The sequence below is a fragment of the Acetobacter pasteurianus genome (assembly GCF_009914215.2).
Taxonomy (GTDB): Bacteria; Pseudomonadota; Alphaproteobacteria; order Acetobacterales; family Acetobacteraceae; genus Acetobacter; species Acetobacter pasteurianus.
In genome coordinates this window covers 59368-77856 of sequence record NZ_CP039847.2, presented here as the reverse complement: position 1 = coordinate 77856, position 18489 = coordinate 59368, and the positions used below count along the sequence as shown (strand labels likewise).

Here is an 18489-nt window from a genome sequence, read left to right as displayed (position 1 = left end):
CAATCGTCATCAGCCTGCCTCTGAATAAAGCCGACATGTTGCGTAAGAGATGAAGTCCGTAATCCCATTTTAGCGCAACCAAACCCCATACAAAAAAGGGACCTCCACAATGGAAGCCCCTTTTTAGGTTGTCTGTTACGGCCTATGCGGCTTTCACACTATACGGTGCAGGCATCATCTTTGGAAAATCATCCAGAAATGTTGGCCACTTCCAATCATACAAATCAGAACGCTGCGTCGATATCCACTACATTGATGAGCTTGTGGTTGATGAACTCCTTAATGCCGAGGCCAATCAATTCACGGCCATAGCCTGAGTTTTTAATCCCACCAAAAGGTAGGTCTGCCTTGGGCGATAGTGGATGGTTAATCACCACCATACCGGTGCGGATGGCCCGTGCTACACGGGTGCCTCGGGCTTCATCCTTTGTGAATACGCTGCCGCCTAGACCGTAGGGCGAATCATTGGCAATGCGGATGGCGTCGGCCTCATCCTTCGCGCGGTAGATCTGGGTAACAGGTCCAAAAAATTCCCAATGGCGTGCAGGGTTTTTCTGATCCAGATTGGACATAAGCAACGGCTGGAAGAAAGCACCCTGTTCGGGAACTGGCGCCCCAATTACCTCAACTTTGGCACCAAGATCCATCGCCCGCGTGACCTGATCGCGCAAGTCATCAGCAGCAGCCTGAGATGACAACGGAGCCAGCGTGGTTTTGGGGTCCATCGGGTCACCTGCTTTGAGAGCTGCGACACCTTCTTTGTAAAGAGCAACGAACTGATCATAAATAGCATCAGCTACAATCAGGCGCTTTGCAGAAACACAAACTTGGCCAGCATTCCAGTGGCGACCGATGACCGCCCAACGCGCTGCTTTTTCAACGTCAGCATCATCAAGCACAATGAAAGCATCTGCTCCACCGAGTTCCATGGTGGCCTTCTTCAGTGCCTTGCCAGCAATACCAGCAATAACCGTGCCTGCGCCTTCTGACCCCGTGAGTGCGATACCGCATACGCGAGGGTCATTCAAAATCATGGCTGTGTGCGGGCGTGCTGCATACAGGTTGCGGAACAACCCTTTGGGCAGCCCGGCTTCTGCCATAAGTGTATCAAAGGCAGCAGCGCACTGCGGCAGGTTGGAAGCATGCTTGAGCAGCACGGCGTTACCAGCGGAAAGCTGCGGCGCAATAATACGCACGACCTGATAGAAGGGGAAGTTCCACGGCTCAATTGCCAGCACGATACCAAGCGGCTCATGCACCAGCATGGCTTTGCCTTCTGCCGGGTCTGCTACAGGCAACAATTCCGGCTTCAGAAGTGCTTCTGCATGTTTTGCATAGTATTCAAAAATTTCAGCAGAAAGAATAATTTCTGCTTTAGATTCTTCAAACAGCTTGCCCATTTCCAGCGTGCCCAAACGGGCATACTTATCAACATCACGACGCAGAATGGCAGCAGCGGCATTCATTACCTTTGCTCGCTCTGCAAAGGATGTATCGCGCCAAGCTTCGAAAGCAGCATGCGCCTCGGCCAATGCGGTCTGAACTTCCGCATCAGTAGCCTCTGGGAAAGTTGCAACAACTTCGTTAGTATAAGGATTGGTTGTGGCGTAAGCCATTTTTAAGTCTCGTTTCTCATTAATTTATTGGTTGCCGGGATAACGGGCTGTTCCCCTTCACCCCGGCGATAGCGACACTTCAGGTCAGGCAGCGGCTTCCAGAATTTTGCGGCTTACATCTAGGGTAACATCACCGTTTTCACCCAGATGCGTCATGCCATGATCTTCAAGCTGACCAACCAGATCGTTGATGCCTTCAGCACCAATCTCATAGGCAGACAGACGGGTTGGTACGCCCAAACCTTCGAAGAATTCCTCAGTTTTACGAATGGCAACATCAATCCGCTGATCTTCCGTACCATCGGTCAGGTTCCATACCCGCGTTGCATATTGCAGCAACTTGGCGCGCTTTTCGGCACGACGAACCTTGATTAACGCAGGGAATACGATGGCCAACGTGCGGGCATGATCAATGTGGTATTTTGCCGTAATTTCATGACCAATCATGTGCGTGCTCCAATCATGGGGCACACCCGCGCCGATCAAGCCATTCAGGGCAAGCGTTGCAACCCACATGAGGTTGGAGCGCAGATCATAATCATCTGGTGTCGCGACAATACGCGGCCCGATCTCAACCAGGCTGGACAGCAGCCCTTCTGAGAAGCGATCTTGCGCCATGCCATCGACCGGATAGGTCATGTACTGTTCCATCACATGGACAAAGGAATCCACCACCCCATTAATCACCTGCTTCATGGGCAAACTCATGGTGCGCATGGGGTCCAGCACAGAAAAACGCGGATAGACCAACGGGTTGGAGAACAACAACTTGTCACCCGTAGACTGGCGAGAAATAACGCTTAGGCAGTTCATTTCTGAACCCGTGGCAGGCAAGGTGACAACCGTGCCCAGCGGAAGCGCTTTTGTTGCGGCTTTACCCTTGCTGACAAGAATATCCCACGGCTCGCCTTCATACGGCACAGCAGCCGCGACAAACTTGGTGCCATCCATGACAGAGCCGCCACCAACAGCCAAAAGGAAGTCGAGCTTTTCCTCCCGCACCAGAGCCACGGCCTTCATAAGGGTTTCATATGTAGGGTTGGCTTCAATACCGCCAAACTCACGGAAAGTGCGGTTCCCCAGCGCTGCCCGAACTTCAGCCAACGTGCCACTACGTTCGGCACTTGCACCACCATAAAGCACAAGCACGCGGGCTTCAGGCGATAGCTGTTCATCAAGCCGAGCTATCATGCCTTTGCCAAACAGGATGCGTGTAGGGTTATAGAATTCAAAGTTCTGCATTGAGACACCTTATTAAGATCGGTCTTTATAGTAGACCGGTCGTCTATTTATTGCGCAAAGTAAAACGCTGTGCGCTTTCCCTGCTTTCTAGATTTCCAGAAGCCGTTTGGTTGCCTGCCATGCTTGGTCAAACGGCTGAGAACTGTGTGTAATTTTCACTATCAGGGTCGAACCCAGCCAGAGCTGGTAAAGTGAGGCCGCAAGCATTTCCGGCTCCTGCCGGTTGCCTATTGAGCCTTCTCCCTGCCCCGCCGTGATAAGTGCGCTAAGCCGGTCAATAACACTCCTGGTGCCACCTTCCAGAATGGCCCGCATCCGTTCCGAAAGATCGCAGACTTCCGCTGCAAGTTTAACAATCAGGCATTTATTCCCAATCTGCTTACTAAGATGCGTATCGCGCCAGAACTGACAGTAACGCGCTATTTTTTCGGCTGCATTACCATCTGCACTTTCAAAAAGATCATCCATTTTTACCAGATAATCTTCAATATAAGTTCTAAGAAGCTCTTCCCCAAATACTTCTTTTGATTCGAAGTAATGGTAGAAAGAGCCCTTGGGAACTCCCGCAACATCCAATATTTGTGTCAGACCAACAGCCGAAAAACCACGCTGGCCGATAAGCGGTTTAGCCGCTTTCAGGATGTGCTGCCGAGCAGCGTGATGTTTCTCTGCAATCTTCATAGGAGCTTATATATGGACGAATACATTGCCTGTCCATATAAAAAATAGACCGGTCTTCTATTTTTTATATTCCCTCCTTTCCCATGCCATACGTTAAGCAAAATAATAGGTAGCAAATAGATTATATAAGAATGGATGCCTGAAACTCATTTTGTGTCCGATTGTTCCGAACCGCCTCAACCCCAGCATTTTTCTACCAGTGCATGTATCTGTGCAGGTTACTGCCCCTTGACGTTCACTGTGCTGCGCTGTGCAATCAGCGCCATAACCTCGAACTCAAATATGGACATGCCCTACATGCAATATTACGGTGCGCCAGAAACGCAGGCACTTTTACCATTTCCTGCATTGGTGAACATGCTGCCCGCACAGTGCGCGATTACGCAAATGGTGGCATTACATGCCCGCCTCGTACCGTTGTTCCCACGCAAGATGGCAACGGCACGCTTATGTGCATGCCAACCGTGGCAGAGGATTTGATTGCCACCAAAATACTCACAATTTTTGGTAAAAATCCCGCACTCCATCTTCCCACCATTCAGGGCATGATTACATGCGCCGATGCACATGATGGACGCTTCCTTTTCAATCTGGATGGCCCCACTGTAACAATGCGCCGGACATCAGCCATGAGCATGCTGGGTATTCGCACATTTGCTTCTGATGCTGTAAAGCGGGTGTTGATTATTGGCACAGGCACCCAAGCCCTTGCGCATGTAGAGGCACTCTCAGCCCTGTATCCGGGCATTGAGGTTGTCATCCGTGGTCGCACTCCAGAACGGGCGGAGCATTTTTGTAAGAGCCCTTTTGGAAATTCACGGATGAGCGTTTCGGCGTAGCATGAGGCTTCCCATGGCGATGTGGATCATGGCCTCTGCGACGTCGATCCGCTGTTCGTAGTCCTTCACAAGGCGACGCCAGCGGATCATCCAACCGAAGGTCCGTTCCACAACCCACCGACGCGGCAGGATTTCAAACCCTTCTGTGAGATTTCCGCGTCGATGGCGCAATCGTCTGGAATTTATTACCGGGCGCGAAGAAATCGTCGCTTTTCTGAAGCGCAAATGGGAGCGCGAACAGGACTATCGACGCGGAAATCTCACAGAAGGGTTGTACATCGGGTTAGATTATGAAAAAGTCTGTTTTGTAGAAAAGAAATTTCCATAATCATCAAGAAAACCCGATGCAGACAGAGTGTAGCGCAGGCGCGTATGAGTTTCCAGCCTCCTGTGGACGGCGTGTTGTGGCCCGTTTTGACGGGGGGTGCATGAGTTCGGATGGGGGCGTCATTCTGGTGAAGCAGGCTGATGACATTCTGGGTCTCAGCCGCCGCTTTGCTGCCTGTTTTCGCGATAAGCGGCATCCTGCCTTTGTGGAATACCGGGTTGAAGACCTTGTCCGTCAGCGGATCATGGGCCTGGCACTGGGCTATGAAGATCTCAATGATCACGATGCCCTGCGGCATGACCTGATCTTTGGTCTGGCCTCGGGCCGTCTGTCAGGAGGCCGGGCAAACTGCGCAGCATTGGCTGGCAAATCTACACTGAACCGGTTGGAGCGCAGTGGGCACAAGGCAGATCGTTACTGTCGGATCATTGCTGATCATGAGGCCCTGGCGACCCTGTTCGTCACGCTCTTTCTGGACCAGCATGAGCGCGCACCCGCCCGCATCGTTCTGGATGTGGATGCCACCGATGACCGTATCCATGGCCATCAGGAAGGCCGTGCCTTTCATGGGTATTACGGCCATAACTGCTATCTGCCGCTATACATCTTTTGCGGGGATCATCTCCTCAGCGCTACCCTGCGCACGGCAGACAGGGACCCGGGGAAGGAAGCACTGGCAGACATCCGCCGGATCGTGGAGCAGATCAGGAGCCGTTGGCCCCGGGTGCGTATCCTGGTGCGTGGGGACAGCGGTTTCGCCCGGGACAGTCTGATGACATGGTGCGAAGACAACCACGTTGACTTCCTGTTCGGGCTTGCAGGCAACACCCGCCTGTATGACCGGATTGCCTCTTTGTCCGCTGAGGTTCGTGACGAAGCCGCCACGACAGGCAGAGCTGCGCGCGGTTTCGCCTCCTTTGACTGGATCACAAAGGACAGCTGGACGCGCCGCAGGCGGGTCGTGGCCAAGGCCGAATGGCGCCACGGCAACCGCTATCATCGCTTCATTGTCACCACGCTACCGCAGGGAATGTCCGACCCCCGCCATCTCTACGAACAGATTTACTGCGCACGCGGGGATATGGAAAACCGCATCAAGGAATGCCAGATGGATCTGTTCTCAGACAGGACCTCGTCCCACACCATCCGGGCCAACCAGCTCCGGCTGTGGTTCTCGGCCGCAGCCTATGTCCTGCTGATCGCTCTGCAAAGACTGGCCCTTGGCCAGACCAGCCTGGAGACGGCGACCTGTGGCACCATACGCGCACGACTGCTCAAAATCGCGACACGTGTAACGCTCAGCGTCCGTCGGATTGTCCTGTCCATGCCGGACATGTTCCCCTGTCAGCATGAATTCGCCCTCGCTCATGCACGATTGCGAAGGCTCCGGCAGGCCATCTGAAGAAACAGACAGTGCACAGACCACATAGCTTCCACCAACACTGCCTTCTCAGGCCGTGACACCCTCACTGCGTTCAGAACCCGCCGCCAGAAGCACAATATCGTCAATATTCCAGATCGGGCTCCTGTGGGATGACTGAATTCTACAAAATAACCCGAAATTGCCTCAAGTGTGAGAAATCAGCGTCGACTCATCAAGGAACTCTGGACGTTTCAGGACAACCGGATCGCCGTGCGTTTTGCCTATGAATGGAAAGATCACGCCGAGCAGTGGTTCCGGTCGCATGGGAATGAGAACTGGGAGTTCGATGGAGCGGGATTGATGCGCTACCGTGCGGCATCGATCAACGATCAGCCTATTTCAGCCGATGATCGCCTGTTTCACTGGCCTGCAGGACGTCGTCCGGAGGATCATCCTGAATTGCCCCGGGTTTTGTGGAGACGTTTTTTATCTGATTTAAGCGGCTAATGCATGTGATTTCTGTTGTGCATAAAAGCGTGCCTCAGCTTCTGCTGGCGGGATGTTTCCAATGGAGGACAGGAGCCGCCGATTATTGAACCAGTCGACCCATTTAAGTGTTGCCAGTTCAACAGCTTCCCTGTTTTTCCATGGCCCCTGCCGATAGATGAGTTCGGTTTTGTAAAGTCCGTTAATGGTCTCTGCCAAGGCGTTATCATAGGAATCCCCAACACTGCCGACAGAAGCAACGAGCCCCGCTTCAGCCAGTCTTTGCGTGTAACGAATGGACACATATTGACAGCCGCGGTCGGAATGGTGGGTCACTTTTCCCTCAGGCTGCCTCTGGCACAGAGCCTGCTCAAGGGCATCCAGTACGAAGTCGGTATGAGCCGTTGAGGAGACACGCCAACCCACAATAACCCGTGCAAAGACGTCAATGATGAAGGCCACATAAACAAAGCCCTGCCAAGTGGAAACATACGTGAAATCCGAAACCCACAGTCTGTTGGGGGCAGGAGCATGAAACTGGCGCTGCACCAGATCCTGCGGACACGGACGTTGCGGATCAGGCCGTGTGGTTCTGACCCCCTTGCCACGAATGACGCCTTTCAGCCCCATCCGGCGCATCAGCCGCTCTACCGTGCAGCGGGCGACATCCACGCCTTCACGTCTGAGCTGATGCCAGACCTTGCGCGCTCCATAGACGCAGAAATTATTATTCCACACTCTACGGATGTCATCGCACAGTTCTTTGTCTTTCTGGCTGCGCACACACGGATTTTTCTGTCTGGCAACAGTTGCATAATAGGCAGATGGTGCAATCGACAGAACCCTGCAGATTGACCCGACACCATATGTCTGCCGGTGCTCCTCAATGAAGCGTGTCATGGCTTGAAGATGCGGTCGAGCTCCGCCTGGGCAAAATATGCCGACGCCTTACGCAGGATTTCATTGGCCTGCCGCAATTCGCGGTTCTCTCGCTCCAGTTGCCTGATCTTCTCTCGATCAGGCAGGTCACTCACCGCAGGCGCATTGGCACGTTCATGCAGACGGGTCCATTTTGACAGCGTGTCAGGATGAATATCCAGCTTTGGCGCTATCATCATCACTGCAGACCACCGCGAAGGATGGTTCTTCTCTTCCTCCAGAACCATGCGGGCTGCACGGTCACGAAACTCAGGCGGAAAACGCTTCGATTTATTGCTCATGAATTCTTCTTACCTCACGGGTCTTTCTGTCTCCACAAAACCCGGGGCAATTCATCCAGGACTTTCCGCGCTGGGACTTTAAGTATCCGATACCGGGAAACAGTTTTCGTAAGTCCCGGCGTGCTCGTATCGTAAGAGTCATTGTTGTGCTCAGAAAGGCTGTCAGGTTGGGACGACACATCAGTGCAACTGCTAAGCAGCTCTGCGGTCCATAACAGCCCGACAAAGCAGCTTTCTTAGACCGTATCGGATAACCAGTTGCCACCGTCTGATGTTCCTCAGTCGAAATCTCAGATCGGCTGGCGACTGGCCTTTGAAAAACGAAAACAGGGTTACGTCAGCTGTGATCCACCGGCACCGTCTGGCTCTGTCTGAGGCGGATCATGTCGTGATATTTCCGGTCATTGAGCAGCATTACCGATCTGAAATTACCGCATAACAGTAAAACTCTACCTCACAACGGATACTGATCGTATGATTATGTAGTGCAAAAGGCAGCCTGAAGCAGACCTTGATCACGCAGATACCATGCAACAGAAAATATCAACCCAATTTATCCGGCTGTATTTTATAAAATAAATCAGATAGTTATTGGAATAATCATAATCATAATACAAATATTAGGATACTACTGACTAATACGATATTCTGATACCTAAACTCTGTTCCGGCGACGCGACGGGAGACATGCACGGGGTTCAGGAAAACGTTCGCTCACAAGCCCGAGACCTGCATCAAGTTTTGTTTGCAGGAACCTTCCAAACTATCGACACCATCAGGCGTTTCTCCTGCATCTCTCCAGAACAGGACGACCTCCCATGAAAGCTTTGACCTGGCAGAAAAAGGGCAAGATTACCTGTGAAAGTGTGCGTGACCCGGAAATCATTGAGGGGCGGGATGTCATCATCAAGGTGACGGCCTGTGCCATCTGTGGTTCTGACCTGCACCTGATGGACGGCCTCATGCCGACCATGAAATGTGGTGACATTCTCGGGCACGAAACAATGGGGGAGGTTGTCGAAGTCGGAAAAGACAATAAGCGTCTCTCGGTTGGAGATCGTATCGTTGTACCGTTTACGATTTCCTGCGGCGAATGCAGACAATGCAAATGGGGTAACTGGAGCTGCTGTGAGCGCACAAATCCCAACAGGCGCCAGCAGGCCGAAACCTTTGGATACCCTCTAGCCGGCCTGTTTGGTTACTCACATATCACAGGTGGTTTTTCAGGCGGACAGGCCGAATACCTGCGTGTTCCCTATGCAGACGTCGGACCCATTATTGTCCCCGAAGGACTGGAGGACGAGCAGGTCCTTTTACTGTCCGATATTTTCCCTACCGGCTACCAGGCTGCAGAAAACTGCGAGATCACTCCCGAATCCGAAAAAACCATTGCTGTCTGGGGATGTGGTCCGGTTGGACAGATGGCGATCCGCTCCTGCTTTCTGCTGGGAGCAAAGCGCGTCATTGCCATTGACGAAGTCCCGGAAAGACTGGCCATGGCACGGGCAGCAGGTGCGGAAACCATAGATTTCCGTACTCAGAACATCCAGGAAACTCTTGTCGAAATGACTGATGGACTTGGGCCAGATGCCGTTATCGAAGCCGTCGGTATGGAAGCACATGGCGCCGATACCATGATGCAAAAAGTCGGTTCAGCACTGCTTTCAGCGACAACACTCGAGAGGCCATTCGCTCTCAATCAGGCCATCCTCGGATGCCGCCCAGGCGGCATTCTTTCCATGCCTGGTGTCTATGCCGGTGCCCTTGGGCCAGTCATGATCGGTATCCTCATGAACAAGGGACTGACCCTGCGGACTGGGCAAACAAATACGCAGAAATATCTCAAGCCTCTGCTGGAACGCATCCAGAAAGGGGAAATCGATCCTTCTTTTGTCATCAGTCATCGGTCTTCAAACCTGGAAGACGGGCCAGCACTGTATGAAAAATTCAGGGACAAAAAAGATCGCTGCACCAAGGTCGTGTTTCGCCCGCATGGGTGAGGGCTGCTGAGGCTTGGACGCAGGCGACATTTGCCTCTCTGTAGATCCAAGAGGCAAATGTCGAATCTAAGCACAAATAATGTAGACAATCTTAGGGCCTGTTAGATCTTGAATTTCTTCCCATATTGTAGGGATGGAAGAAGGAGACAGAACAGGCACCTTTACGGACGAGACATGGGCGATCTGGGAACCTCTGATTGAGGAGGTTCGCCCGAGGGGCAAGACGCCGCCACATGATCTGCGGCGGACGATAGCAGCGATTTTCTGGCGTCATGAGAATGGCGCGAAATGGCGGAGTATCCCCGCTGAACTGGGTCCGTGGTGGCGGGCTGCGCAGCTTTTCATCCGCTGGGCGAAGCTCGGCGTATGGGAGCGGCTGCTCGCACTGGTTCAGGAACAACAGGGAGTGGCATTCGGAATGACTTTTCTGGATGGCACAAACATCAGGGCTCACCACAAAGCGGCGGGAGCCCAAAAAAAGGGGCCTCTTTCGAAGAGCGAGACCATCGTGAAGCACTTGGCCGCTCTCGCGGCGGCTATGGCACAAAAGTCTGCGTGATCGCTGATGGACATGGAAAAGCCTTCGGTTTTGCGCTGGCCCCTGGACAGGCTCATGAACTGCCTCTGGCACCAGCCATGCTCGACAGCCTTCCCGCCACTCCCCTGTGGGTAGTAGCGGACAAGGGCTACGCGTCGAACGCCATGCGTGAACGGATATGGGACATGGGAGCACGGCCAGCCATTCCTGCGAAACGACGCGATGGCCCGGTCGCCTGCCCCAAATGGGCCTATCGGTGTCGGCATCTCGTTGAGAACCTCTGGGCTCGCCTCAAGGAGTGGCGCGCTGTCGCAACCAGATATGAAAAAACAGCAACGTCGTTCCTCGCGGTCATCCACATCGCCTGCCGCAGCAGACTGGATCAAGCCCTAACAGGCCCTAGGGCCTGTTAGATCTTGAATTTCTTCCCATATTGTAGGGATGGAAGAAGGAGACAGAACAGGCACCTTTACGGACGAGACATGGGCGATCTGGGAACCTCTGATTGAGGAGGTTCGCCCGAGGGGCAAGACGCCGCCACATGATCTGCGGCGGACGATAGCAGCGATTTTCTGGCGTCATGAGAATGGCGCGAAATGGCGGAGTATCCCCGCTGAACTGGGTCCGTGGTGGCGGGCTGCGCAGCTTTTCATCCGCTGGGCGAAGCTCGGCGTATGGGGCGGCTGCTCGCACTGGTTCAGGAACAACAGGGAGTGGCATTCGGAATGACTTTTCTGGATGGCACAAACATCAGGGCTCACCACAAAGCGGCGGGAGCCCAAAAAAAGGGGCCTCTTTCGAAGAGCGAGACCATCGTGAAGCACTTGGCCGCTCTCGCGGTGGCTATGGCACAAAAGTCTGCGTGATCGTGATGGACATGGAAAAGCCTTCGGTTTTGCGCTGGCCCCTGGACAGGCTCATGAACTGCCTCTGGCACCAGCCATGCTCGACAGCCTTCCCGCCACTCCCCTGTGGGTAGTAGCGGACAAGGGCTACGCGTCGAACGCCATGCGTGAACGGATATGGGACATGGGAGCACGGCCAGCCATTCCTGCGAAACGACGCGATGGCCCGGTCGCCTGCCCCAAATGGGCCTATCGGTGTCGGCATCTCGTTGAGAACCTCTGGGCTCGCCTCAAGGAGTGGCGCGCTGTCGCAACCAGATATGAAAAAACAGCAACGTCGTTCCTCGCGGTCATCCACATCGCTGCCGCAGCAGACTGGATCAAGCCCTAACAGGCCCTAATCTCTCATGAAATCTCGACACGACGTTCGGATAAAACGAGTTTACGATCTGCCTTCGGAAATAGATGGCGTTCGTGTTCTTGTGGATCGATTGTGGCCTCGAGGGTTGCACAAATCAGATGTTAAAATGGATTATTGGTTAAAGAATGCTGCTCCAAGCTCCGATCTTCGACACTGGTTTGATCATGACCCGGCTCACTGGGATGAATTCAAACTCAGGTATCGTCATGAGCTTTCTGAAGGAAATTCCGACATCAAAAAACTTGAGAACCTTATGAAAAAAGGGAGGATCACTCTTCTTTATGCTGCGCATGATCCGCTTCATAATCACGCTCTTGTTCTCCAGAAATTTCTGGATGAGCAGGACATATAGGTATTGACGCTAACGTATAAAAAGTATTCATCCGTTATCACGTTTTTAGGAATTATGTTCCATGCCGAATTTAAGTTTTGCTGAAACAGATCAAAAGAATTCTCCCATTATTTGTGACGATGCGATTGTCCGGGTCCATCGCTCAGGCATCATCGAGTTGTGGGATGACAACGCAGTTCAGATGTTTGGTTTTGCGGCGGAGGAAGCTATTGGGAAGTCACTTGATCTGATTATACCGGAAAAATTACGTGAACGGCACTGGAAAGGTTGGTCTTATGTCGTGGAGCAGGAGTAACAGGTTTTAATTCAGATCGTACACTCACCGTGCCGGCTTTAAGACGGAATGGTTCGCAGATTGTTGTTATATTCAATATGGATATCATAAGAAACCATAGTGGAAATATCGATGCGATAAAGGTTGTTTTTCGTGATATCAGGAAGCAGCCATGAAACCGTATCGTATTACGTCGGAGTTCAATGAGATAACTCTTCCCGCAGGTCTGCGTCAGCGTCATGCCACGAAGGCTGGCGTATGGGCAGTTATCCGTATTCTGGAAGGAACTGCGACGCTCGTGTACGTTGACACTGGAGAAGTCAGGCATCTGACACCTTGTGAACCAGGCCTTATCAAACCGGAGCAGACGCATTACCTAAAATTATCTGGTTTGGTCCGGCTAAAACTGGAGTTTTACGATTCTGATCCAGTTCATTCTTTGTGAAGTATATGAACACTTACATCTGTAGCTGTAGGGCCGACCCTTTGTGAAATGCTATATGCCCAGTTTTCTGGCTGACAATCTCGTATTGAGGTTCCTGGCCTGACGCATGATGATGATACCCATTGACGAGAAATGGTGATGTGTGAATTTTCGTAATTTTACCTGTGACATAACCGGCTTCAGAGTTCCATGAAACAATGTCGCCAATTCTGAAGGTTTGTGAAGACATGGTAATTTTCCTTATGCAACCGAAGACACTGTAAAATGACCAAGGTTAAATGTAAGACGATTTATACGATTGGTCACTCTACGCATTCCCTTGACGAGTTTATAACACTTATTTGTCATTATCATATTACATTCGTGGCGGATGTTCGTGCGTTTCCGTATTCCAGGCGTAATCGGGATTACAATGGTAATGTCCTGTCTGAAGCGCTTGGGAAAGTAAACGTTATTTATCGTCATTTTCCGGAGTTAGGCGGGAGACGTCCGCGGTCTAGAACCGTTGCACCTACGATTAATGCATTCTGGCGTGTGCAAAGTTTTCATAATTATGCCGACTATGCTTTAAGCGATGAATTTCAGAAAGGTCTAGCAACTTTAATCGAAGCGAGCCGATATGAAACGGTTGTTTTAATGTGCGCAGAGGTTCTTTGGTGGCGGTGTCATCGGCGCATTATTTCAGATTATCTTCTTTCTAAAGGTTTGACGGTGATCCATATCCTGTCGTTGACGAACACGCAGGAAGGCGTTCTTACGCCTGGTGCTGTTGTCGAACCAACAGGTTGTTTAACGTATCCTCTTCCAGAGTCCGTATGTGTCCAAAATGATGAGAAGTCATAATAAAAATCAGAATATTCCATCGGAACCTGAAGAAATGTTCAGCGCTCTGAGACTCTTTGATGGTGTTTCAAAGCGTGAAAAACGCGTTCTTTTGTCATCTGTGAAAAAAACGATAAACCAAAAAATTTGTGGATTGTGTTTGATGGCATCATACACTTAAGGAGTCCGCATCCAGAAAAGAAAGAAAATATCACTGTTATGAGTATGATAACCGGTGACTTTCTTCTTCCTGCAGCGGTCGTAACACGACAACCTTATCTTCTGGAAGCTTATTGTGCCTCAGCAGCGACGATGCTTCAGATTGATGCAAATATTATAGACGTATTGTGTTCTTTTCATTCATCGTTCGCGCGTATTATGCTGGAATATGTTGCAAAACAATTTAGGAATAACATCAATCAGACGAGTTGTTATTATCATTGTAGTGGTTCACAGCGTTTGTTCTGTTATCTCGTGAAACTTTCCATTATACAGGACAATCGAAAAAAAGTCGTACTTCCGCATAGCAAATCTTTGGTGGCAGCCGAGCTTCGCATGACACCTGAAAATTTATCCCGTATTATAACACGGTTTCGTGGTGAAATTTTAGAAGTAAACGGTTCGGAAATAGTGATTTTAAATTATGCTCAGTTAATTAGTCTTTGCGGGCACATTATACCAACCGTTGATTGCTATAACCTATGAGCGCAATCGCGCAGCCCGATTGACATGATGCGCCATGGTTGGTCGACGAGCTGGAATTCCCGATGCGGCTTTCAGCAGGTTTGTTGTCACGACGATCGTAACCGGCCGCTCTGGGCCGCCTTGATTATGCGGCCTGCCTGTGCAGTGTATTCACGGGTTTCCAGTTCCATGGCAACAGTTCGTGGAGCCGGTTGATCTTGTGCTCGTTGATACGGGCCAGGACGTCGGCGAGGTAATCGTGCGGATTAAGCCGGGAGAGTTTTGCGCTTTCGATAAGCGTCATGGCATCAGCGATGTTGTCGCCCCCGGTGTCGGATCCGGCAAAGAGATAATTTTTTCGCCCCACGCATACGGGCCGTATGGCCCGTTCGGCAGGATTGTTGTCGATGGCGACACGACCATCTTCGAGGAACAGGGTAAAGGCCTTCCACCGGTTGAGCGCATAACGGATCGCTTTTGCCAGTTCCCCCTTTCCAGGGATACGGGCAAGCTGTGTTTCGCACCATGCGTGGAATGCTGTGACACGGGGGCGGCTTTGTTCCTGTCGGACAGCCAGACGATACGGGGCCGGGTGTCCGGTGATCTGGCGCTCGATATCGTAGAGCTCTCCGATCTGTTCAAGTGCTTCCCTTGCGATTGTCGAATCACTGCCCTTCCAGACATCATGGAAGGCCCGGCGGAGATGAGCCCAGCAGGCCGCTTCGCGCACATGCACGGTTCCCGTTGCATCGGGTTTATACAGATCCCTGAACCCCGCGTAGGCGTCAGCCTGCAGAATGCCCCGGAACTGTGCCAGATGGGTCTGGGGATTGATCCCCTTGCGATCGGGAGAGAACCAGTAGGCCACGGCGGGCGGATCACTCCCGCCCCAGGGGCGGGGATCGCGCAGATAGGTCCAGATCCGCCCTTCCTTCACACCACGTGGTTTCCCAGCCTGACGCAGGCGAGGATCAAGAACCTGGATGGGTGTATCATCGGCATGCAGCAGGTCTGCCTTTACGACATCCTGACGGATCAGATCTGTGAGAGGACGCAGAACGGCAACGGCCTGACCACACCAGTCGATCAGGGTTGAACGGGGAATGTCCACACCCTGACGGGAAAAGATCTCATTCTGACGATAAAGCGGAATGTGATCATCGAATTTTGAGACCAGGATATGGGCCAGCAGCCCGGGGCCAGCCATGCCCCGTGGGACAGGGCGCGACGGTGCTTCAGGCTGTACCATTGTTTCGCAATGACGGCAGGATTTCTTCAGCCGTGCCGTTTCGACAACTTTCAGTTTTGCCGCAATAAAGTCCAGTATTTCGGTGACATCTTCGCCAACGAGGCGTAGGGGACCGCCACAGGCGGGACAGGCCTCGCCCGGGTCGAGAACAATACGCTCCCGTGGTGTCGTGTCGGAAACCTTTGGTTTGCCGCGCCGTCTGGGGGAAGAGACCACACCATCGCTGTCATCGTGCTCCCTGATGTCAGGAGAAGGATCGGCTGCCGCGATGGCGATTTTCACATCTTCAAGAAGCAGTTCGAGCTGTTCAATCTCACGGTCTATCTTTTCTGAACTGGCCCCGAATTTCTGTTTCTGAAGACGCGCGATCCGGATTTTGAGAGAGACTGGACAAGAGCTTCATACGCACGGGCTGAAGCGGAAAGCCGAGCCACTTCGGTCTGCAGGGAAACAATCATTTCCCTCAGGATATCCGGATCATCAGGCAGGACCGCGGGCGCATGCGTCATTATGAAAAAATAGCAGAAAACCCAATAAAAGACAAAAGGTTCTGCACGATCACGCCATAAAAATCAGGCCACGCGAGACGGTGGCGCAGACCAGGAAGGTCGTCTCCACTCCATGCCTTCCCACAGCATGGCCATCTGTGCGGCTGTCAGGCGTGCAACGCCCTCTGCCGGCGAGGGCCATGGAAAACGTCCCTTCTCAAGAACCTTGTAATAAAGACAGAACCCCTGACCGTCCCACATCAGAAGCTTGATCCTGTCCCCACGGCGACCACGAAAGGCAAAGAGCGCCCCTGATGTCGGGTTCTGACGCAGCACGTCCTGTGCCAGTGCAGCCAGACCCGATATCCCCTTGCGCATATCCGTAACCCCGCAGGCCAGATAGACGCGCACACCGTTGCCCACGCCAATCATGCTGTCTCGGCAATCCGGATGATCTTCGCCAGAAACTCTTCTGCAGGATGTCCACTCACCCTGATACTGCGGCCATTACGCAGCATAATGGCCAGCCCTTCATTATCATCGCCAGAGACCAGAGCAGGTGTCTTCACTGCAGCGACAGGAACAAACGCCACAGACTGATCCGGGGAAGACAGTCTTTGGCGGAAAGACGTCCGCCATTGGTAAAGATGTTGACGGGTCAGGTCATGCCGACGGGCCACATCCGATACACTTGCCCCGTCCACACCAACTTCAGCCAGTATCGCAAGCTTGCGTTCATCCGACCAGCGGCGACGGCGTTCAACGCCAATCAGGATTTCTTGAGCCATAGCTACCTCCCAAACAACGTCAATAACGACGTCGTTAACGACGGTAACTTACCAGGCACAATCCTCACTCATAAGGCGGTCTCAAGCGGCCGCTTACCGACGATCGTGGGCATGGGCGTGCCGGAGAATTTCGCGATCGTTTCGCCCTGAACAGCCAGCAGTGCCGGAAGCACGAGAAATTCGCCCCAGTAGCGTAGGGAGGATCCATGCACGATCTGTGCCAGAACCATGAAGATTGTCATCACCATGACACCATAAGCTGGCGACCATAACAGCCGCATCAGGCCGGACAGGATGGCGGCAAGGAAAAAGACACCCAGCACACCCACCAGAAGCAGGCCATGGTGCCAGTTTCCGCTGATAAACGAGGCGCCCATATGCGTGGTATTGCCCGTCATCGCGCCTGCAAAGACACCGCCCAGATCGACGAAACTCAGGGCATCCACATAGCCTGCGACAAGCCCGAGAATGAGAACCCGCCGGGCGGAAATCGAGACCGGGAGAAGGGAGGAGGGCATTATTGCGACCGGGAAGCGATTGACGGATAGAGCCTGCGGGCGACCCGCTCCATGGTCAGACCCTGCACGATGATGGTGAACACCACGACACCATAGCAAACAGGCAGTAGCAGGTCGCGCAGGTCTCCGGGTGGTAGGCCAAGCGCCAGAGAAACCGAGATGCCGCCACGCAGGCCGCCCCATGTCAGGATACCGAGAACACGGCCCCGTTCCCACTGCCGGAGATGAACCGGCAGGGTGGAGAACAGCACGCTCAATGCCCGCACGGCAATAGACAGCGGGATCACAGCAAGCATCGCCAGCACCGTAAACAGATGCGGCGTGATCTCCAATATTTCAAAGCCAATGAGCATGAACAGGAGCACGTTCAGCACTTCGTCAATCAGCGTCCATGCAATGTCGAGTTCCTTGCGGGATACTTCATCGAAAACGGAATGGCTGTAACTGGTTCCGAAACATAGTCCGGCCACGACGACGGCAATCGCTCCGGACATCCCTAGCTGATTGGCGATGCTGAAGGTTCCGGTCGCCAGAGCCAGCGAGGTCAGCAGATCGATATGCGGGTCACGCTGCGCCTTGAGCACACGAAGCGCGATCCACCCGGTTATCGCTCCAAGAAGACCACCACCGAGCGCTTCGCGGCAGAAGCTCATGGCAATCTCAGAAGCGCCCACCCCTTGACTGTCTCCAGTCGCCAGCCCGATCGTCACACCGAAAATGACGACGCCCACGCCGTCATTGAACAGGCTCTCACCCGCAAAAACGGCCTGTATCGGTCCTGGCAGGCCGAGACGTTTCAGCATCCCCACGACTGAAACCGGGTCTGTCGGAGCGAGAATGGCGCCAAGTACGATGCACCATGTAAAGGGAACGGCGTGCCCCAGAAAGGGGAAAACACACCACGCCGCGACCGCCAGAAAAGCCACGGCCAGAACGATTCCCAGAATAGAGAGGGCTGTTACAGACATCAGCTTTGCGCGCAGATGTCCGACATTCACCTGCATGGCTCCCGCAAAAAGCAGCAGCGAAAGGGCACCGTTCAGAAGTGCCGCAGGCAAATTGATGGCACCGAGCACGGATCGTGGGAGAGCCTGAAGATCATAGGCCGGGATCAGCGGGTTCAGGATCATGACCAACAGCGAGGTCAGCAATGAGAAGACCAGAACGCCAATCGTGACAGGAACACGCAATGTGTGGTGGTTGAGAATGCTGAAGCCTGCCGAGAAGGTCAGGAGCAGGGCAAGAAGACTGATTGTATCCATGGCCTCATCGCTGGCCGCCCTGGCGCCT

Annotated in this window: 17 protein-coding genes, 6 pseudogenes and 1 other annotated feature; of the genes and pseudogenes, 12 read left to right on the top strand and 11 right to left on the bottom strand. The window is 52.9% G+C overall.

Translation table 11 applies throughout. The features are described 5' to 3' along the window. Window positions 1-224 precede the first annotated feature (224 nt). The 3 genes from FCN51_RS26685 to FCN51_RS26675 all read right to left on the bottom strand — a co-directional run bounded on the left by FCN51_RS26685 (window position 225) and on the right by FCN51_RS26675 (window position 3539). Complete coding sequence (locus FCN51_RS26685; protein WP_003631146.1) at window positions 225-1616, bottom strand: NAD-dependent succinate-semialdehyde dehydrogenase; 1392 nt, start codon at window positions 1614-1616, stop codon at window positions 225-227. 84 nt (window positions 1617-1700) lie between these two features. Beyond that, window positions 1701-2858, bottom strand: a complete 1158-nt coding sequence (locus FCN51_RS26680) for an iron-containing alcohol dehydrogenase (RefSeq protein WP_003631147.1) — start codon at window positions 2856-2858, stop codon at window positions 1701-1703. Between the two features lie 87 nt (window positions 2859-2945). Next, window positions 2946-3539 (bottom strand): TetR/AcrR family transcriptional regulator, encoded by a 594-nt coding sequence (locus FCN51_RS26675; protein ID WP_035350860.1) that lies wholly within the window; start codon window positions 3537-3539, stop codon window positions 2946-2948. 297 nt (window positions 3540-3836) lie between these two features. Between FCN51_RS26675 and FCN51_RS26670 the strand changes: the two are divergent. Further along, window positions 3837-4339, top strand: a pseudogene (locus FCN51_RS26670) (delta(1)-pyrroline-2-carboxylate reductase family protein); the annotation flags it as partial. A 15-nt stretch (window positions 4340-4354) separates the two neighbouring features. Here the strand turns inward: FCN51_RS26670 and FCN51_RS26665 are convergent. Next, window positions 4355-4582, bottom strand: coding sequence for a transposase (locus FCN51_RS26665; RefSeq protein WP_231621155.1), 228 nt, complete (start codon window positions 4580-4582; stop codon window positions 4355-4357). Here FCN51_RS26665 and FCN51_RS26660 point away from each other — a divergent pair. The 3 genes and pseudogenes from FCN51_RS26660 to FCN51_RS26650 form a co-directional block, all read left to right on the top strand. Then, window positions 4539-4628, top strand: a pseudogene (locus FCN51_RS26660) (DUF1348 family protein); the annotation flags it as partial. The gene FCN51_RS26665 and the pseudogene FCN51_RS26660 sit on opposite strands and share 44 nt — an antisense overlap. A 94-nt stretch (window positions 4629-4722) precedes the next feature. After that, complete coding sequence (locus FCN51_RS26655) at window positions 4723-6108, top strand: IS1380-like element IS1380A family transposase (RefSeq protein ID WP_006115870.1); 1386 nt, start codon at window positions 4723-4725, stop codon at window positions 6106-6108. Window positions 6109-6294: 186 nt separating this feature from the next. Beyond that, window positions 6295-6576, top strand: a pseudogene (locus tag FCN51_RS26650) (DUF1348 family protein); the annotation flags it as partial. Here the strand turns inward: FCN51_RS26650 and FCN51_RS26645 are convergent. Next, a protein-coding gene (locus tag FCN51_RS26645; protein WP_096884248.1) for an IS3 family transposase occupies window positions 6565-7775 on the bottom strand; the annotation gives its coding sequence in 2 pieces (ribosomal slippage) (window positions 6565-7490 and window positions 7490-7775; 1212 coding nt in all). The pseudogene FCN51_RS26650 and the gene FCN51_RS26645 overlap by 12 nt on opposite strands. After that, window positions 7381-7497 (bottom strand) — a sequence feature (AL1L pseudoknot). It overlaps the preceding gene by 117 nt. Before the next feature lie 818 nt (window positions 7776-8593). Here FCN51_RS26645 and FCN51_RS26640 point away from each other — a divergent pair. The 6 genes and pseudogenes from FCN51_RS26640 to FCN51_RS26615 all read left to right on the top strand — a co-directional run bounded on the left by FCN51_RS26640 (window position 8594) and on the right by FCN51_RS26615 (window position 12650). Further along, entirely contained in the window at window positions 8594-9775 is a 1182-nt protein-coding gene (locus FCN51_RS26640; protein ID WP_006116385.1) for a zinc-dependent alcohol dehydrogenase, read from the top strand. 133 nt (window positions 9776-9908) lie between these two features. Further along, window positions 9909-10706, top strand: a pseudogene (locus tag FCN51_RS26635) (IS5 family transposase). Window positions 10707-10754: 48 nt separating this feature from the next. Beyond that, window positions 10755-11549: pseudogene (locus tag FCN51_RS26630) on the top strand (IS5 family transposase). A 16-nt stretch (window positions 11550-11565) separates the two neighbouring features. Next, window positions 11566-11931, top strand: coding sequence for a DUF488 domain-containing protein (locus tag FCN51_RS26625; RefSeq protein WP_010512344.1), 366 nt, complete (start codon window positions 11566-11568; stop codon window positions 11929-11931). A 61-nt stretch (window positions 11932-11992) separates the two neighbouring features. Beyond that, window positions 11993-12226 carry a PAS domain-containing protein gene (locus FCN51_RS26620; protein ID WP_309401526.1) on the top strand — a complete coding sequence of 78 codons (234 nt, stop codon included), beginning with the start codon at window positions 11993-11995 and terminating at the stop codon, window positions 12224-12226. A 151-nt stretch (window positions 12227-12377) separates the two neighbouring features. Then, a complete protein-coding gene (locus FCN51_RS26615; RefSeq protein ID WP_006115868.1) occupies window positions 12378-12650 on the top strand; it encodes a DUF1971 domain-containing protein in 273 nt (90 codons plus the stop codon). A 13-nt stretch (window positions 12651-12663) separates the two neighbouring features. Here the strand turns inward: FCN51_RS26615 and FCN51_RS26610 are convergent, their stop codons facing one another. Continuing rightward, window positions 12664-12879, bottom strand: a complete 216-nt coding sequence (locus FCN51_RS26610) for a hypervirulence associated TUDOR domain-containing protein (protein WP_010512346.1) — start codon at window positions 12877-12879, stop codon at window positions 12664-12666. Window positions 12880-12914: 35 nt separating this feature from the next. On the opposite strand from FCN51_RS26610, the gene FCN51_RS26605 reads away from it, so the two are divergent. Both FCN51_RS26605 and FCN51_RS26600 read left to right on the top strand, forming a co-directional pair. Continuing rightward, window positions 12915-13493: a DUF488 domain-containing protein gene (locus FCN51_RS26605; RefSeq protein WP_006115867.1), complete on the top strand. Its 579-nt coding sequence runs from the start codon at window positions 12915-12917 to the stop codon at window positions 13491-13493. A 198-nt stretch (window positions 13494-13691) separates the two neighbouring features. Beyond that, window positions 13692-14177 (top strand): helix-turn-helix domain-containing protein, encoded by a 486-nt coding sequence (locus FCN51_RS26600; protein WP_082823248.1) that lies wholly within the window; start codon window positions 13692-13694, stop codon window positions 14175-14177. 124 nt (window positions 14178-14301) lie between these two features. On the opposite strand, the pseudogene tnpC reads toward FCN51_RS26600, so the two are convergent. From tnpC to FCN51_RS26575, 5 genes and pseudogenes are all read right to left on the bottom strand, one after another. Next, window positions 14302-15914, bottom strand: a pseudogene (tnpC, locus tag FCN51_RS26595) (IS66 family transposase). Window positions 15915-15977: 63 nt separating this feature from the next. Continuing rightward, window positions 15978-16325: an IS66 family insertion sequence element accessory protein TnpB gene (gene tnpB / locus FCN51_RS26590; RefSeq protein ID WP_012812355.1), complete on the bottom strand. Its 348-nt coding sequence runs from the start codon at window positions 16323-16325 to the stop codon at window positions 15978-15980. Continuing rightward, window positions 16322-16681, bottom strand: coding sequence for an IS66-like element accessory protein TnpA (gene tnpA, locus FCN51_RS26585; protein WP_012812356.1), 360 nt, complete (start codon window positions 16679-16681; stop codon window positions 16322-16324). Before tnpA ends, tnpB begins: the two co-directional genes overlap by 4 nt. A 68-nt stretch (window positions 16682-16749) precedes the next feature. Next, window positions 16750-17199 (bottom strand): DUF1275 family protein, encoded by a 450-nt coding sequence (locus FCN51_RS26580; protein ID WP_232517493.1) that lies wholly within the window; start codon window positions 17197-17199, stop codon window positions 16750-16752. Continuing rightward, complete coding sequence (locus FCN51_RS26575; RefSeq protein WP_006115449.1) at window positions 17199-18461, bottom strand: cation:proton antiporter; 1263 nt, start codon at window positions 18459-18461, stop codon at window positions 17199-17201. Before FCN51_RS26575 ends, FCN51_RS26580 begins: the two co-directional genes overlap by 1 nt. Between the last annotated feature and the right edge of the window lie 28 nt (window positions 18462-18489).

What these genes read in the sequence shown, in the direction of transcription:
- FCN51_RS26685 (WP_003631146.1), bottom strand. Translation starts at nt 1,616, where the DNA reads ATGGCTTACGCCACAACCAATCCTTATACTAACGAAGTTGTTGCAACT.
- FCN51_RS26680 (WP_003631147.1), bottom strand. Translation starts at nt 2,858, where the DNA reads ATGCAGAACTTTGAATTCTATAACCCTACACGCATCCTGTTTGGCAAA.
- FCN51_RS26675 (WP_035350860.1), bottom strand. Translation starts at nt 3,539, where the DNA reads ATGAAGATTGCAGAGAAACATCACGCTGCTCGGCAGCACATCCTGAAA.
- FCN51_RS26655 (WP_006115870.1), top strand. Translation starts at nt 4,723, where the DNA reads ATGCAGACAGAGTGTAGCGCAGGCGCGTATGAGTTTCCAGCCTCCTGT.
- FCN51_RS26640 (WP_006116385.1), top strand. Translation starts at nt 8,594, where the DNA reads ATGAAAGCTTTGACCTGGCAGAAAAAGGGCAAGATTACCTGTGAAAGT.
- FCN51_RS26625 (WP_010512344.1), top strand. Translation starts at nt 11,566, where the DNA reads ATGAAATCTCGACACGACGTTCGGATAAAACGAGTTTACGATCTGCCT.
- FCN51_RS26620 (WP_309401526.1), top strand. Translation starts at nt 11,993, where the DNA reads ATGCCGAATTTAAGTTTTGCTGAAACAGATCAAAAGAATTCTCCCATT.
- FCN51_RS26615 (WP_006115868.1), top strand. Translation starts at nt 12,378, where the DNA reads ATGAAACCGTATCGTATTACGTCGGAGTTCAATGAGATAACTCTTCCC.
- FCN51_RS26610 (WP_010512346.1), bottom strand. Translation starts at nt 12,879, where the DNA reads ATGTCTTCACAAACCTTCAGAATTGGCGACATTGTTTCATGGAACTCT.
- FCN51_RS26605 (WP_006115867.1), top strand. Translation starts at nt 12,915, where the DNA reads ATGACCAAGGTTAAATGTAAGACGATTTATACGATTGGTCACTCTACG.
- FCN51_RS26600 (WP_082823248.1), top strand. Translation starts at nt 13,692, where the DNA reads ATGAGTATGATAACCGGTGACTTTCTTCTTCCTGCAGCGGTCGTAACA.
- tnpB (WP_012812355.1), bottom strand. Translation starts at nt 16,325, where the DNA reads ATGATTGGCGTGGGCAACGGTGTGCGCGTCTATCTGGCCTGCGGGGTT.
- tnpA (WP_012812356.1), bottom strand. Translation starts at nt 16,681, where the DNA reads ATGGCTCAAGAAATCCTGATTGGCGTTGAACGCCGTCGCCGCTGGTCG.
- FCN51_RS26580 (WP_232517493.1), bottom strand. Translation starts at nt 17,199, where the DNA reads ATGCCCTCCTCCCTTCTCCCGGTCTCGATTTCCGCCCGGCGGGTTCTC.
- FCN51_RS26575 (WP_006115449.1), bottom strand. Translation starts at nt 18,461, where the DNA reads ATGGATACAATCAGTCTTCTTGCCCTGCTCCTGACCTTCTCGGCAGGC.